The sequence below is a fragment of the Variovorax ginsengisoli genome, assembly GCF_030486595.1.
In the GTDB taxonomy this organism is placed as follows: Bacteria; Pseudomonadota; Gammaproteobacteria; order Burkholderiales; family Burkholderiaceae_C; genus Variovorax; species Variovorax ginsengisoli_B.
This window is the reverse complement of sequence record NZ_JAUJZH010000020.1, coordinates 1-15,259: the sequence shown is the minus strand read 5'-3', so window position 1 is coordinate 15,259 and position 15,259 is coordinate 1. Positions and strand designations below refer to the sequence as shown.

The following is a 15,259-nucleotide window of genomic DNA, read 5'->3' as shown; positions in this document are numbered from 1 at the left end:
TCACCGGCGGCGAGCGCCCTTGTTTCGCATCGGGTGGTGGATCGGCTTTCCGAGTACTCGCACGCCCGTTGTTGCTCAATCAAAGCGTAGCTCTCGCAGAAGTCTGACTCGGTCAGCTGCAGGGCACCCGGCGCTTCATTCGCCCATCTTCTCACTACTGCAAGGAAAACATCATGTCTCGTCTCCATACCGTCGAAATGTCCGAAGCCACAGGGCGCGCGGCCGAACTGTTTAGCGCGGTCAAAGCAAGTGTCGGCAAGGTGCCGAACTCATACATTGCAATTGGGGCCAATAGTCCGGTCGCACTGGAGGCAGTTCTCAGTCTTGAGGCATCGCTGAAGAAGAGTAGCTTGAGCGCCACAGATATCGAAGTCGTTAAGCTCGTCGTTAGCGAGACAACCGGCTGCGACTATTGCCTCGCTGCACACACGCTGCTGAGCAAAAAGTTGGGCCTGGATCGTGAAGCCATTCTGGCGTTGCGTCAGGGCCGGGCGTCGGGCAATGCGCGCAATGATTCGTTGGCCAAATTTGTACTCCACCTGCTGACAACCACCGGGACAGTCCAAGCCGAGGTAGTAGCAGAGATCAAGCATTCAGGTGTCACCGATGCGCAAATTGTCGACGTCACGATGACTGTAGCCAGCATTGCCTTGACCAACTTGTTCAACCGTATCAATGACACGACGCTCGACTTTCCTGCCGCAGACTAGCTCGAAGCGCAGCGCCTGCGACGCGAACGTAGAGCACGCCTATGAGAAGCGCCGCCTTCGAGACAACAGCGAAAAGGACAATCGAAAGCGCGGCTCCAATCATCAAGGTGTTGGCTAGTCTGCCAAGTTGGTCGCGGCGTATCGACACGCTCGTCAACGAATGACCCATTGACGGCTGGAGTTCCAGTGATGTTAGGGGCTGCTTTAGGGGAAATGCTGAGCAAGTCCAAGTCCTGCGTCAGCATACTGCTCCCTCACCTACGTTCGTACCCGCGCAGTATTGAGCTTGGCAGTCGGAGGCCATCAAGCACGCTGCTTCGGCAGGCCTCGGCCTCGCATGCTTGTCCGAATGGGTGGTTGCAGACCTACATCGCAGCGGGCCGACTCAGGAGGAACGAGACCACTCTCGCGAAGATGATCCGGCGATGCCTCCGGGTTAACCAGCGCGCTGATAGAACTCGTTAGACACGGCACAGGACACGTAAGACCCTCAACGCCCTTCACCAGGCTGCGGGCGCCGCGCGAGCTTGTTCGAGGAGAATTGCCATCTACGACTACGCGTTCTCGATATGACCGACAGACCACCCGACCTCCCGGACATACTGCGAAACCAGGGGGCAGATTTGGTGTACTCGACGTACAGCCTGCAGCCGTCCTTGGAGCGGCGCGTCATAGTCGCCAACCGGTACGCTCCCGCGCATGAATTCCTGAATCCGGGAACCCCCGACCTGATGGTTATGGCTGTACCGCAGTTCCGTGTAACGGAAGCTTTGTTCAATCTTGGAACCGGGTGGCGCGATCACTTTTGTTCGGAGCCTCAGCCGCTGCATGTTCTTCCGCCCGACACCCCATATGCTTGGCGGGTCAATGGCAAGTCGCTCACGGTCATGTTCGCATTTCCAATGACCGATGTGTACGCAATCCTGAAGGAGCTCGACGCGCCCGATCCCATGTCTAGCTTATGGGCCGTAATGGATCGCGGCTTCATTGATCCGATGGTCTACGAGATCATCATGCGCCTGTGGATGCGGACAAAGGCGCAGGAGCCATGCTCCACGCTCCTGTTGCAAAGTTACCAGGTCGCTATCTTGAGTGCATTGACTGGTCGCGGTGGCGCGCGATCCGCGGATTCGAAAGTTCGAACAGGGCTTTCGACCAACAAGCTCAACGCCGTTCTCGACCTCATCGAAGCGAGGCTCGGCGATGATCTTGGGCTTCCCGAACTCGCAGGTCTTTGTGAGATGAGTCGCTTTCATTTCGTTCGCCTGTTTCGTCAGTCCACTGGGTACACACCTTACCACTATCTTTTGCTGCGACGTTTGGAGAAAGCGCGCGTATTACTGATATCAAGCACGATGCCCGTGGCTGAGGTCGCATTGGAAGCTGGCTTTGGTGATGCAGGTCATTTCTCTCGCACCTTTGCTCGTCACATGGGGACGAGCCCACAGCGATTCCGCGCGAGCGTGCGTTGACGCAATTTTCGACATGTAGCGCAACTTTCCGCAGGTGGTGGTGTGAATGCTCCTTTAGAGTCTGGCAAGCAACGACCTACAACTGCGAGGAGATCCAATGTCGATCAAGCCAGGAGACAACGAAATATGCAGGTTGGACGCCACTACGCTGGCTCGCCGAATTAGGGCAAAAGAAATTTCAGCGCTCGAAGCTACCGAAGCGGTGCTTCGACGCATGGATTTGGTCGAGCCGCATATTCATGCCTTCTGTACATCGACTCCGGACCTTGCCAGGCAAGCCGCGGCAAAGGTCGACGCCAAGATTGCCCGTGGAGAGGTGATCGGGCCGTTGGCAGGCGTGCCCATCGGCATCAAGGATCTCGTATCGACCAAAGGCATCAAGACCGCGATGGGCTCACCCCTCTACAAGGACTTCATTCCCGAAGAGGATGACATTGTCGTCGAACGGTTGAAGGCAGCCGGGGCCATCATTGTTGGCAAGACCAATGTGCCGGAATTTGGCTATAGCGGGACCGGCCATAACCCCGTGTTCGAAACGACGCGGAATCCTTGGAACCTTGAGCTGACGCCGGGAGGATCGAGCGCCGGAGCCGGGGCCTCGGTCGCTGCCGGCTTGGGCCCGTGCGCGATTGGCAGCGATGGTGGCGGTTCGGTGCGGATTCCATCGTCATTCTGCGGCCTGTACGGCATAAAGCCCTCCATGGGACGTGTTCCTTTGTACCCGAGTTGTCGTGATGAGCGGTACCCCGGCGGCTCTAGTTGGGAGACGCTGGAGCATATCGGTCCCATGACTCGAACTGTCACGGACTCCGCTCTCATCCTGAGTGTGATTGCCGGCCCGGATCCGCGCGATCGTCATTCGATCCCCACCGGAGACATCGACTGGCTAGATGCCGTTCGGGGCGACGTAAGCGACCTTCGCATTGCTTACAGCGAAGACCTGGGGTTTGCAGCCGTTGACCCGGAAGTACGCCGTGTCGTGCGCGATGCGGTCGCCGTTTTCGAGAAGGAGTTGGGATGCGTGGTCGAGCGTGCCGACCCGGGCTGGGGCCCTGCGATCGCAGGCACATTCTGGGCGCTGACAGCCGCGGACACGGATCTCACGGGCTTGCGCCGGATGAGCCAAGGCCGCGAGCACGAAATGGCGCCCAATGTTGCCGATTTCCTGAGTCGGCCATGGACCGCCGAAGAGCTAACGTCCGCCCACACCCAGCGAAAGAAACTCTGCAACAGCATGTGGCGCTTCATGGCGGATTTTGACTTGCTGCTCACGCCAACACTTGCAACGCCCGCGTTCCCGGTCCATATGCAAGGTCCGGAAGTTATCGAGGGCCGTATGGGGCGCAACTCTGATTGGATTTGTTTCACATTTCCTTTCAACATGACGGGTCAACCCGCCGCGTCGGTACCTGCGGGCTTTACCCGCGATGGCCTCCCAGTGGGACTTCAGATTGTTGGCCGCCATCTCGATGACAGGCTTGTTCTGAAGGCGTCACGTGCTTTCGAGCGCGCACGTCCTTGGGAGCATCACTGGCCATCTCTGATGGAAGAACTTGGGCTCTAGCCGCGAACGCCCTTCAATGGGCTGCACCTCCGCCACCATGCAACGATGCAGACTCGGCCTACTGATCAAATTAACGGAGAATCCCCGAGGTGTTGAATTGCAATAGGTTGTCCTCGACCAAGCTCTCGTTGCGATAGTGGATCGAGGTGAGCGAGCGAGTGCAGAGTTCGGTATAGGGCTTCGTGTCCTTCATGCGGCGTTCTCGTTGTGAAGCTTGTGGCTGAGGGTCAGGATGTGAGTCCTCCCGGTCCTTGCAGAGAAGCTTTTGCAGCGGCTTCGCAACCTGGACGATGCTGTGCGCATGCGGACCAGCACGATGTCAAATGGCGCGGAGCGCAGTGCCTGCGGGGCGCCCTCCGCATCCCACCGCACGGCAGCCATGCCTCGAGTCTTCGAGACTGCATCCAGGATGCAATGCCGCCGGCGCACCGTCTTTTTCCGCGATCGGCGCCCGCACCTTCCGGCAGGATCGGCGCGTGCTTCAGCCGTGGAGCTTAGTCGCGATCGTGGCGACGTGACGGCCCTGGAACTCCGCCATGCCCAACTCCTGCTCGCTGGGCATGCGCTCGCCCTGGCCACCGGCGATAGTTGCCGCCCCGTACGGGCTGCCGCCTTTGATCTCGTCGATGCCCATCTGGCGCCTCTCCGCATAAGGCAGGCCGACCACGACCATGCCATGGTGCAGCAGGGTCGGAAGGAACGTGAGGATGGTGCTCTCCTGGCCGCCGTGCTGGGTTGCCGAGGAGGTGAACACGGACCCTACCTTTCCAACGAGTGCACCACTCATCCAGAGCGGTCCAGTCTGGTCGATGAAGGTGCGCATCTGTGCGCTGACGTTGCCGAAGCGGGTGGGAGCGCCGAAGACGATCGCGTCGTAGTTCGCGAGTTCTTCGGGCTTCGCGAGCGCGGCGGCCTGGTCGGCCTTGCCACCCGCTCCGCGGAACACGTCCGGGGGCACCGTTTCGGGCACCCGCTTCAAGTCCACCACGGTCTCGGGAACGCTGCGCGCACCGAGCGCTACGGCTGCCGCCATGGTCTCGATGTGGCCGTAGAAGCTGTGGTACAGGACGAGGACTTTTGCCATTTGATTTCAGGTATTCGGTGATTCGTTGGGAAAGGCCACCAAAGTATTGGCCGCCACACGGCGACACCATTGCGGGATCGGCAACGGTGCGACGAAGAATTGCGGGTGAACTGGCTCGGATCGAGCCCGAGGGTCTACTTCTTCAGGACGGCCTGCGGCGTGTTGCGGAAGCTGATCGCCATACGGTTGTAGGTGTTCATCAGCCCGATTGCCAGGGTGAGGTCCACCAATTCCTTCTCGGCGAAGACGTCGCGCGCGGCTTCGTAGTCTTCATCCGGCACGCCGGTGTCGGCGACGCGAGTCACCGACTCTGCCCAGGCGAGTGCGGCCCGCTCCCGCGGGTCAAAGAGATTGCCGGCCTCCCGCCATGCCTGCAGCAGCGCGAGTTTCTCGATCAGCAAGTCCTTCTTCAGCAAGTCGCGCGTGTGCATGTCCAGGCAGAACGCGCAGTTGTTGATCTGGGACACGCGCAGGTAGACGAGGTCCACGAGGGCGGGCGAGAGGCCGCTCTGCGCGACGTAGCCATAGAGGGTGCCGAGCGCCTTAGCGCCAGCGGGAGCGAGTTGGTTGTAGTCGAGACGCATGGTCATGGCTTGTTTTCCGAAGATTCGGTTGAGGTAATGGGAGTAGTGAGAGGGGCGTCCCCGGTGTCCAGCACGAAGACGGCGAGCAACCTGGCAGGCTCGGTCTTGCTCGCGTTGCGGCTTACGACGTGTCTTGCGCCCGGGGGCTCATAAAAGCTTTCCCCCGCATGCAGGACCTGCACAGGGCCGTCGTCGATCCGAGATTCGATTGCGCCAGAAAGCACGTACGCGTAGATGAACGCGGACTTAGCATGCACGTGCGGACGCGATGCAGCGCCGGGCGCGTAGTCCACCACGACTGAGATGAGCGACTTTCCGGGAATGTTGGGGATGGCTTGCCGGAATGCGGGGGTGACCTTCTCGGTCGTCTCATGGGCCGAGACGGAAGCGGGGCCAAGTGCGCCCATCGTGACCGCCACGACCCAGGCGAGCAGTGTGTTCTTCAAGTGAGTTCTCCTAGGTTCATTCGGGAAAGCCGACCATGCGAGCGAAATCCTGCACGCGCTCGCGCGACATCGCCGTCTGGTTAACGGGTGCATCGGGCTCGCCGTAGCCCATGGACATGCCGAAAGCCGTCACTTCCTCAGGTGCCATCCCGACATGCGAGGCGATCACGTCGTGGAATGGGGCGAAAGAGACCTGCGGACAAGTGTCGATGCCCCGCGCCTTGGCAGAGATCATCAGGTTCTGCGCGAAGAGACCGAGATCGATCCAGCTGTGCGGCTTCAGGCGGCGGTCGATACTGAAAAGGAGGCCGACTGGCGCGCCGAAGAACGAGAAATTCCGTTCGGACTGGCGGGTGCGTGCCGCCGCGTCGCTGCGTTCGATACCCAGGGATGCGTAGTACCGAGCGCCGAAGTCCTGCAGCCTGGCGCGGAACACCTCGGGCAGCGGTTCGGGAAAGTGCGCGGGCGCGGGAGTCGTCCCGGACCGCGACGCCGCGACCAGCGCCGCAGCCAATTCCTCCTTGGCCGCTCCGGTCACGACATACACCCGCCAGGGTTGGACGTTGGCGCCGCTCGGCGCGGTGGCCGCGTCCGACAAAATCTCCTCCACCAGCTTGCGTTCGAGCGGTTTCTGTTTGAAGGCGCGCACCGCCCGGCGGGAGCGCACGACGCTCGCCACACATTGCGCGACGGCCTCCTGGGCCCATTCACGAGGGTTCGTGGTCATGGCTCACTCCTGCGGCGCGGCGTGATACGAGATCCGGCCCGAAGGCAGGAAGAAGAGCGCGATGACGGCGCCTCCCTTCGCTTCGGGATAGTGCTGGCTGCCGGGCGAGGGCGCGGTCCACCCGCCGAAGCACCAGCCGTTCGGACCGTTCAAGGCTGCACCGGGCGTGACGGGCACAACCATGTTGAATTCGCCGTAGGGGTGGCCATGGTATTGGCCGCGGAACCGGTGGTCGGGATGGCCCTGCTCGTTCCCCGTGCTGTTCATGTACACCGCAGTGATGCTGAAGTGGAGGATCTTGTCCGAAGGTTCGGCGATGCGGCTGCGACGGTAGTGCGGGCCGTCGATCTCCACATTCGCCGCCCAGCCGTCTTCCACACCCTTCCTCACGAGGCTCGCGAGCGTCTGGTACAGCTCGCTGTCCGGCCCGTACTTCTGGTTCAGCCAGCGCTCGACCTCGGTGCTCGCCGTCATGTCCTTAACTTCCGCGAGGAAGGGAATGCAGCGGTCGATCAAGGCCTCGCGGTCCTGTATGAGTGTTTCGGTGATCATGGTGTGAGCTCCTGATTGGCTGGTCGCAATGATGGGCAAGCCTCCCCGGAAACGGAACTGATCTCTCTGCAAGCCCATAATGCATGCCGTTCATTAGCTGGAGGACGAACATGAGCATCGGTCGGACCGACCTCAACCTGCTCAAGGTCTTCGATGCGGTGTACGAGGAACGCAACCTGGTGCTCGCAGGCAAGCGGCTGCACATATCGCAGTCAGCGGTGAGCCATGCCCTCGCCAGGCTTCGTGAACTGGTGGGGGACGAGCTCTTCATGCGCACGGGAAAAGGCATGGTCCCCACCGGCCGTGCCGCGGCGATGGCCCCTGCCTTGCGCGACTCGCTGCGGCGGATCGAGGCCACACTGGGCGTCGAGCCGTTCTCTCCGCAACAATCGACGCGGCGTTTCGTCATCGCCGCGAATGACCACCTGACGACAGTCATCGTCGCACCGCTCTCGCGCGAGCTGCAGCGCTCGGCACCGGGCGTGGACCTCGTCATCCGTCCTTTCACCCGGCTCGACCTCGCGGAGCAGATCGACCTGCGCCGCATCGATCTGGCCATCGGCATCTTCTCGCAGGTGCCTGGCCGGCTGAACTCCCGCACCCTCATGTCGCAGGGCGAAGCGATCCTGATGCGCAAGGGGCATCCTGCTTCGCGCCGCAAGCTCACGCTCCAGGACATGGCGAAATTCCCGCTGGTCACGCTTTCGGTTGGGGGCGAGGAAGAAGGCGCGGTGGGCGGATTCATTCTGGAGCGTGGCCTTGCGCGGCAGTCCGAGATGTTCGACCGCCACGCGCTGGAGGAGGCGCTGCTTACGGCACAGAAAGTCCCGCGCGCGCGCGTGACAGTTCCACACTCGCTGGCCATCCCCGCCCTGCTGCGCGAGACCGAGATGTTGTCCATCGTGCCCGCCTCGCTTGCCATGGCACTGGCGAAGAACAGCGACCTGCTGCGACGTCAACCCCCTTATCAGGCAGGAACGTCCACCATTCGGGCGGTCTGGCACCGCCGCGACGAACACGACGAGGGCCATGTCTGGCTGCGCGAAGCGGTGGCCGCAATGGCACGTCTCGCCGAGGACGCGCTCGGCTAGCGGCGCAAACGGGCAAATTGAATGGCATGCACTTTGCCCATGCAAAGACTTCAGTTCCAACTCGCGCGCCAGCCGACCATGATTCGGTCATACCAATCATTTAGCGAAGCGAGGTGCGGAATGGACGCAATCAATCGGCGCGCTTTTGCGCGCATCGCCCTGGCCGTGCCGGCCGCGGGCTGGCTACCGCCGGCGTTGTCCCAGACGGGCGTGGGCAAGCTGGTCGTCGGCTATCCCCCGGGGGGAACTCTCGACACGACGGCACGCCACCTGACGGAGGCCTGGCGCAAGCAGGGGCGCCAGTACATCGTGGACAACCGGGCGGGGGCCGCCGGCCGCATCGCCAACAGCCAGTTGAAACGCGAGCGCGCGGACGGCAGTGTGCTCCTGTGCACGCACGCATCCGCGCTCACGATCTACCCGCACGTCTATGCGCGGCTCGCGTACGATCCAGCGGCAGACTTGGTGCCGGTGTCGCCAGTGGTCACGGCGACCTGTGCGTTTGCCGTGAGCAGCGCTGCGCCGGCCAGCGTTCACGACCTGCAGACGTATGTCGACTGGGTGCGTCGCACGCCGAGCTCCGCCACCTTTGCGTCGCCCGCTGCCGGCTCCTTCGCGCACTTCCTCGGATACCAGCTCTCCGACACTGCGGGTCTGAAGCTGCAACACGTGGGCTATCGCGGATCCGCACCGGCGATTCAGGACCTGATCGGTGGGCAGATCCCGGCGTACTTCGGGTTCATCGCCGACTTCTTGCCTTACCTGCAACAAGGCAAGCTCAGGATCCTGGGTGTCTCCGGCGAGAAGCGCTCCGCCTTCCTGCCAAAGGTACCCACCTTCATCGAGCAGGGATACCCAAAGGTCGTCGGGGTGGAGAACTATGGGATCTTCGCGCCACCCGGGACCTCCGAGTCGACCGTGCAGGCGGTGCACGCGTCCATTGTTACCGCCGCCAAGGATCCGGCGCTTCGCTCGGCCTTGGAGCAGGTCGGCCTGGAAACCCTGACGCTTCCGCCCGGCGAGTATGCGAAGCAGCTGCAGTCCCAGCGGGAGTTCTGGCGTCCCATCGTGCAGGCTTCCGGTTTCCGCTCCGAGGACTGACATGGACACGGAGCACCGCACGCAGGCGGAAATTGCGCGCTGTGTCGACCGGGTGCTGCAGTCACGCCGGTCCACGCGCGCATACCGACCGGACCCGCTCCCGGCAGAGACGGTGCTCGAGATCCTCGACGCCGCCGCGACGGCGCCCAGCAATTCGAACACGCAGCCGTGGCGCGTGCACGTGCTGGCGGGCGCCGCCCTGCGCGAGTTGGGCGACGCGCTGGTAGCGAGCTTCAGGGAAGGAAGTCTGCCCCCGTCGCCCCATTTTCCGGATCCGCTCCCCCCGGAATTCGGCGAACGACAGGCGGACTTTGCAACACGCTACTACGGCTGTCTCGGAATCGACCGGCACGACGCCGCCGCGCGCGCCGCACAGACCGAGAAGAACTTCCACTTCTTCGGCGCGCCGGTCGGCCTGCTCTTCAGCATTGACCGGCGCCTGACGGCACACAGCTGGCTCGACCTTGGCCTGTTCGTGCAGAGCGTGATGATCGCAGCCGGGGCACGCGGCATCGCCACGTGCCCGCAGGTCTCGTTCGCACGCTTCCATCCGGTGATCGCTTCCTACCTTGGCATGTCCCCGGACAACCTGACCGCGTGCGGGATGTCCATGGGCTTCGCCGAAACGGTGGCGGCGGTGAACCAGGTCCGAATGCCGCGACAGGGTGCGCGCGAGTTCGCTCAGTTCGTCGGCTTCGAGCCTGCCGCGCCTGCACGCGAGGCGACTGTGCTCAGTCCGCGAACTGCTTCCGATCCTCGCGTGGACTCACGCCGAACCGCCGGCTGAACGCGCGGCGGAAGGCCTCCACGTTCGCGTAGCCGACGTTCGTTGCCCGCCGCTTCAACGGGCATCCGAGTCCTCCAGGCGGCGAGCCTCGTCACTGCGCGCCTCTTCCCCGCCTCAATTCAGGACGCCAGCAGGGCGTTCCTGAAGCCGCAGCGGCATCAACCCTGCCACTTCGACGCGTAGATGACTGCGCACATGTCGACCCGCTGGAAGTGAGGGTCCTTGTGCGCGAGGAAGTCATCATTGAAGGTGCCGACGGTGCTGGCGGGTCGGTGCTTCATGCCTTCGTAGAAGGCATCGATGATTCCGCTCTTGAAGTCGTCTTCGCGGGGAAAAGCAGCAAGCACTGACTGGCGTTCCGCGTCCGTGAACTCATCGTATCCCCGCCCGGCAACGTCCATGCCCGCGCCTGCTTGGACGAGGGCGATCTCCGCTCGCATGAACTGCGGGATGCCGGGGGTGCTGTGCAGGGCCACGGCATTCCAGACCGTCTCGATGTCCGTTTCGGAAATGCCATGGCTCCGGAGGAAATCACTCGCCGCATTCGCGCCGTCCACTTCGAAGCGAAGCTGACTGTTCTCGTACTTGGCCGTCAGGCCGATGTCGTGGAACATCGAGGCGGCGTAGAGCAGTTCGGCGTCGTACTTCAGCTCTTTGCGGCGGCCCGCGAGGCAGCCCCAGCAGTAGCAGCGCAAGGAGTGGTTGTAGAGCAGGTCGCTCTCGGTGTCGCGAACGAACTCTGTCAGCTCGCGAGCGAGCTGACTATCGGGGATGCGTATTCCGGAAACTTCTCTGGGAGTCATGACTTTCCTCGACGGGTGGTAACGGTGGCAGTGGACGTCGTTGCCGTTGCAACTCGCCAAAGCGGTTGCCCGGCACCGCGATGGCGTCATCATCAGCGGCCAGGGCACGAAATGGAACTGAACTCTGTGCAAGGACAACTTGCAGGCGGCTCAAGTCATCGGCGCGCGGAGTCACTCGAGACCCGCGTGGGTCAAATCATCTGCCCGCCGCTGACCTCCAGCCGCTGTGCGTTGACCCATGCAGCCGCCTCCGAGCAGAGAAATGCGACGACCGGGCCGATGTCTTCCGCCTGTCCCATTCTTCCAAGCGCGGTGTTCTGGGCGATCATGATCGGCAATTGCGGGTTGGCTTCATACACCTCGCGGCTGAAGTCGGTGGCAATGGCCCCGGGTGCGATCGCGTTCACGCGGATTTGGCGTGGGCCGAGCTCCTTGGCCCAGTAACGCACGAGTGTTTCCACGGCCGATTTCATCGCCGCATACGGGCCGTACCCCGGTATCGCGATCCGCGTCAGGCCTGAGGAGACGCACACGATCGCCCCTCCGTCTGCAATCTGCGCAAGCAGCTGCTGCGTCAGGAAGTACACGCCCTTGAAGTGGACGTTTGCGAGCGCATCGAACACGCCTTCTTCCGTTTCGCCGAGCTTGCCCTGTCCATTTGTGCCCCCGTTGTTGACAAGGAAGTCGATGGTTTGGCGGTCCCAATGCCTCTTGAGGACCTCACGAAGCTGGGCTGAAAACACGGGGAATGACCCCAGGTCAGCGACGTCCAACGGCAGGATGGCCGCTCGCCGCCCCAGAGCTTCGACCTGCGCCTGCACGTCCGCGGCTTCGTCTGCGCGCGTCCTGTACGTCACGATCACATCGTGGCCTTCGCGCGCAAGATGCAGGGCCATGTTGCGGCCGAGCCCGCGGCTGCCGCCCGTCACGAGGGCAATTTTTCCACTGTTCATGAAGTCCTTTCGGTGTGTTTTTGCGACAGGATGCATGGTCGGCTGTAGGCGACGGCGGATCAATGAACGCTCATCGACATCACTATTCAATAATCACAAACAGTGATGCACTTCCCGCTCACACGAAGACGAGAACTCCATGGATCGCATTGACGTCATGCGGCTGTTCACGCGAATAGTGGATCTCGGCAGCTTCACCGCAGCCGCCGAGGACATGAACCTGCCGCGCGCGACCGCCACCCACGCCATCCAGCAGCTCGAACGCCGCGTGGGGGTGCGCCTCCTGCACCGCACCACCCGCCATGTCAGCCCCACATTGGAAGGACAGGCGTACTACGAGCGGTGCCAGCGCGTGCTTGGCGAAGTCGAGGAGGCCGAGTCCTGGCTCGGGGACGCGGCGGCGAATCCGGGCGGGCGGCTGCGCGTCGACTTAGGAGGGGCGATTGGGGCAGCCTTTCTGCTGCCGCATCTGGGGGAATTCTGCCGCCGGTACCCGAAGATCGATCTTGAGATCGGCACGACGGATCGCCTCGTCGACCTCCTGCGCGAAGGCGTCGACTGCGTCGTCCGCGCGGGTGCGCCGCGCGACATCGGCCTCGTTGCGCGTCGCGTGGCGCTGATGCCGACCGTGACCTGTGCCAGCCGCAGCTACGTGGAGGAGCATGGGATGCCTCGCTCCATCGAGCAGTTCCGTACGCACCAGGCGGTGAACTTCCTGTCATCGGCGACGGGCAGGCATTCGCCGTTCGCGTTCGTTGTGAGGGGCAAGGTGCGCAGCGTAACGCTCAAGGGACGCGTATCGGTGACCAGCACGGACGCATACACGGCGTGCTGCCTCCAGGGTCTCGGATTCATCCAGGCCCCGCAATACCGGCTGGAAACATACCTTGCCGACGGTGAGCTGCTGGAGGCACTGCCGAAGTCTCCCCCGCCGCCCATGCCGGTCGCCGTGATGTACCCGCGCCAGCGCCAGCTCGCTCCGCGCGTGAGGGTGTTCGTCGATTGGGTAGTGGAAAAGCTGAAGCCGATGCAACCCGCATCGGCTGTTCCGCGTCGCTCGTGTGGACCGGAGCCTTGCGCCTTCCCGCCTGCTCCCCCGCCTTCTCCCGCTAGTTCCCGCTGGCCCAGGGCGAGTGGCGCACCAGGCTGCTGAAGTCCCTGCGTTGGAAAGCAGGGTCCTGGGACGCCATGACGTCCGCCAGGCCGGTGCCCTGCGTCGTCTCCGGGCGGTGCTTCAGGCTTTCGTATACGTCGCGCAGGAAGTCTTCCGCGAACGATGCCGGACGCGGGTGGGCAGCCTCGACCGCGCGCCGCTGCGCGCTCGTGAAGTCGCCAAAGCCTGCCCCGACGAGGTCCATGCTGGCACCCTCGGCCAAGACCTGTGCGAAGGGGTCGAGATGGCGAGAGATGCCATTCGTCGTATGCAGTGCGATCGAGAGCCAGACTCTTTGGGCTTCGGCCTCCGGCCTGCCGTGCCTGCGCAGGAACTCCCGTGCGGCGTTGGCTCCATCCACTTCGAATCGGAGATGGCTCTCTCCATAGCCGGCCGTCAGCCCGTAGTCGTGGAACATGGCAGCGACGTAGAGAAGCTCGGGGTCAATGGGCAGGCCCTTGCGCTTTGCGGCCAAGGCGGCCCAGTAGTAGACCCGCATCGAGTGCTCGAATAGAAGGTCGCCCTCCGCCTGGCGGATGGCCCGCGCCGCGTCGCGCGCCAACGCAGTGTCGGGAATCCTCGTTTCGGAGAGCGGATGGCGTTCGTTCAGGACGGTCCCGTCCCGCTGTGGCGCGATCGCCTGTGCGTGAGCGCACGGTGCCGCGACGCATGCGGCCAGCGTGAGCGCGAGAGAGATGCAGCGTAGAGTTTCACGAATCCTCATGGCGTTTCCTTGCGTAGCGGACGACTTGTCCATGGGGTGAATGGTGAGCCTTGGCGCCCGTGAATGGAACTGATGTCTCTGCACGGGTTAGATGCATTTCGCTCATTTCGCCTGCCGGGTTGCGGGATGCGTTTACTCGCAAGCCCGCGCAGCCCGGTGGCGCTTACCAAATCATCAGATGGCCTGCGTTCGCCGGCCCGGATGAGGCTTACGCGGATCGCTCACCATGGCCTGGTCGGGATAGCCTGCCACGCAGCTCGGCCACCAAGGTGCGCCGCAGCCAGCGGTTCTTGGCATCCTCCTGCATGCTGGGGTGCCAATACACGCAGGTGTCGAATCGCGGCATGTGGAACTCGGCGCGGACGATTCGAGGATTGCTCATCATCGCGACGATGTTTGCAACGCCGTCGGGGACGGTGGCGATGAGCTGGGTTCGCGCAACGATGGCAGGAGCGCTCATGAAGTGCGGCGTGCGCAGTACGATCTTTCTGCGGGCACGTTGTCGCGCCAGAAAGTTTTCTAGCAACTCTTCGCTGGGTGACTGGCCCTCCACCAGCACGTGATCCCCCGCGAAATACTCTTCCCGGGAGATGGTTGAGCCGCGAATGGGATGGTCCGCAGAAATGAGGCAGCAGAACGACTGGGTAGAGATGACTTGCTTGTAGTAGTTGACAGAGCTCAGGTCCGGGAAGAAGCCGAGGGCCAAGTCAACGGCACCCTCTTCCATCGCGCTCTGAAGTTCGGGGATCGTGTAGGACATCGATCGGATGTCCGCATTGGGGCAGTGTTTGGCGAGTGCCACCAACACCGAGGGGAGTAGGATCGCCTCCCCCGCGTCCGTCAAAGCGAGCTTAAACTCGCCGCGATAGGAGCCCGGATCGAATTCGGCGGCACTCTCCACATCCCGGTCCACCGTCTCCATGATGAGCCTGAGCGATGGCAACATCCGCCTGGTTCGCTCGGTGGCCTCCATCCTCTTGGAACCTCGGATGAAGAGTGGATCATTCAACGCACTGCGCGCGCGCTGCAACGCAGCGCTCAAGCCGGGTTGACTCATATCAAGCGCGTGCGCCGCGGCTGCGATGCCGCCATGGTCGTAAACCGACAGAATAACTCGTAGCAGATTGAGATCGAGTGACATTCCGCGTTGTGAACACCAGGAAGACGCAAGCAAAAGTATGTCCGGGTCGCCGCTGGATTCTCGTGAGTGGATCTCCTTAGTGGCTGAGCGCGGGGCGGGGTCTGCGTGCGATGCACAAGCCGTCAACTCGCAGCGCCAGCCGAGCGATTTGCAAACCGGGTGATACGGCGGCCGCCGCCACCGGTGCGGCCCGAGCCTTCAAGGCGCCTGGCGGAACACCGCTTCGCCCTCCACCGCGCGGCCACTGAGTCCAGCTTGTTGGCGCCGGCCGAAATTTGACCCACCTGTGAGGGTTGTGCCGGTTCAAATTTGACCCGGGTGTTCAGCCTACCCTGCTGCTTTTTTAAGCGGTGGGGGTATGAGGATT

The 15,259-nt window shown here is 62.8% G+C and carries 16 protein-coding genes; 7 read left to right on the top strand and 9 right to left on the bottom strand.

Annotation, left to right across the window (positions count from 1 at the left end; genetic code table 11):
- Positions 1-173 precede the first annotated feature (173 nt).
- The 3 genes from QZH52_RS24475 (at position 174) to QZH52_RS24465 (ending at position 3,746) form a co-directional block, all read left to right on the top strand.
- Positions 174-710, top strand: a complete 537-nt coding sequence (locus tag QZH52_RS24475) for a carboxymuconolactone decarboxylase family protein (RefSeq protein WP_301813127.1) — start codon at positions 174-176, stop codon at positions 708-710.
- Positions 711-1,366: 656 nt separating this feature from the next.
- A complete protein-coding gene (locus tag QZH52_RS24470) occupies positions 1,367-2,182 on the top strand; it encodes an AraC family transcriptional regulator (protein ID WP_301813125.1) in 816 nt (271 codons plus the stop codon).
- Positions 2,183-2,279: 97 nt separating this feature from the next.
- Positions 2,280-3,746 (top strand): amidase, encoded by a 1,467-nt coding sequence (locus tag QZH52_RS24465; protein WP_286519408.1) that lies wholly within the window; start codon positions 2,280-2,282, stop codon positions 3,744-3,746.
- 481 nt (positions 3,747-4,227) lie between these two features.
- On the opposite strand, the gene wrbA is transcribed toward QZH52_RS24465, so the two are convergent.
- From wrbA to QZH52_RS24440, 5 genes are all read right to left on the bottom strand, one after another.
- Positions 4,228-4,830 carry an NAD(P)H:quinone oxidoreductase gene (gene wrbA / locus QZH52_RS24460; RefSeq protein ID WP_286519409.1) on the bottom strand — a complete coding sequence of 201 codons (603 nt, stop codon included), beginning with the start codon at positions 4,828-4,830 and terminating at the stop codon, positions 4,228-4,230.
- Between the two features lie 134 nt (positions 4,831-4,964).
- Positions 4,965-5,420, bottom strand: a complete 456-nt coding sequence (locus QZH52_RS24455; protein WP_301813121.1) for a carboxymuconolactone decarboxylase family protein — start codon at positions 5,418-5,420, stop codon at positions 4,965-4,967.
- Positions 5,417-5,821, bottom strand: a complete 405-nt coding sequence (locus QZH52_RS24450; protein WP_301813319.1) for a cupin domain-containing protein — start codon at positions 5,819-5,821, stop codon at positions 5,417-5,419. Before QZH52_RS24450 ends, QZH52_RS24455 begins: the two co-directional genes overlap by 4 nt.
- Before the next feature lie 55 nt (positions 5,822-5,876).
- Positions 5,877-6,587: a nitroreductase gene (locus tag QZH52_RS24445; RefSeq protein WP_301813119.1), complete on the bottom strand. Its 711-nt coding sequence runs from the start codon at positions 6,585-6,587 to the stop codon at positions 5,877-5,879.
- Between the two features lie 3 nt (positions 6,588-6,590).
- Positions 6,591-7,139 (bottom strand): 4-hydroxylaminobenzoate lyase, encoded by a 549-nt coding sequence (locus QZH52_RS24440; RefSeq protein ID WP_301813118.1) that lies wholly within the window; start codon positions 7,137-7,139, stop codon positions 6,591-6,593.
- Between the two features lie 110 nt (positions 7,140-7,249).
- On the opposite strand from QZH52_RS24440, the gene QZH52_RS24435 reads away from it, so the two are divergent.
- The 3 genes from QZH52_RS24435 (at position 7,250) to QZH52_RS24425 (ending at position 10,118) form a co-directional block, all read left to right on the top strand.
- Positions 7,250-8,230 carry a LysR family transcriptional regulator gene (locus QZH52_RS24435; protein ID WP_301813117.1) on the top strand — a complete coding sequence of 327 codons (981 nt, stop codon included), beginning with the start codon at positions 7,250-7,252 and terminating at the stop codon, positions 8,228-8,230.
- A gap of 120 nt (positions 8,231-8,350) precedes the next feature.
- A complete protein-coding gene (locus QZH52_RS24430) occupies positions 8,351-9,331 on the top strand; it encodes a tripartite tricarboxylate transporter substrate-binding protein (RefSeq protein WP_301813114.1) in 981 nt (326 codons plus the stop codon).
- A 1-nt stretch (position 9,332) separates the two neighbouring features.
- Positions 9,333-10,118 carry a nitroreductase gene (locus tag QZH52_RS24425; protein WP_301813113.1) on the top strand — a complete coding sequence of 262 codons (786 nt, stop codon included), beginning with the start codon at positions 9,333-9,335 and terminating at the stop codon, positions 10,116-10,118.
- A gap of 158 nt (positions 10,119-10,276) precedes the next feature.
- On the opposite strand, the gene QZH52_RS24420 is transcribed toward QZH52_RS24425, so the two are convergent.
- Together QZH52_RS24420 and QZH52_RS24415 are read right to left on the bottom strand one after the other, a co-directional pair.
- Positions 10,277-10,921: an HD domain-containing protein gene (locus QZH52_RS24420; RefSeq protein ID WP_301813111.1), complete on the bottom strand. Its 645-nt coding sequence runs from the start codon at positions 10,919-10,921 to the stop codon at positions 10,277-10,279.
- A 191-nt stretch (positions 10,922-11,112) separates the two neighbouring features.
- Entirely contained in the window at positions 11,113-11,874 is a 762-nt protein-coding gene (locus QZH52_RS24415; protein ID WP_301813109.1) for an SDR family NAD(P)-dependent oxidoreductase, read from the bottom strand.
- A gap of 139 nt (positions 11,875-12,013) precedes the next feature.
- On the opposite strand from QZH52_RS24415, the gene QZH52_RS24410 reads away from it, so the two are divergent.
- Entirely contained in the window at positions 12,014-13,027 is a 1,014-nt protein-coding gene (locus tag QZH52_RS24410; RefSeq protein WP_301813108.1) for a LysR family transcriptional regulator, read from the top strand.
- Here QZH52_RS24410 and QZH52_RS24405 read toward each other — a convergent pair.
- Entirely contained in the window at positions 12,984-13,751 is a 768-nt protein-coding gene (locus tag QZH52_RS24405) for an HD domain-containing protein (protein WP_301813107.1), read from the bottom strand. The two genes, QZH52_RS24410 and QZH52_RS24405, sit on opposite strands and share 44 nt — an antisense overlap.
- 208 nt (positions 13,752-13,959) lie before the next feature.
- Positions 13,960-14,892: a LysR family transcriptional regulator gene (locus QZH52_RS24400; protein ID WP_301813106.1), complete on the bottom strand. Its 933-nt coding sequence runs from the start codon at positions 14,890-14,892 to the stop codon at positions 13,960-13,962.
- Between the last annotated feature and the right edge of the window lie 367 nt (positions 14,893-15,259).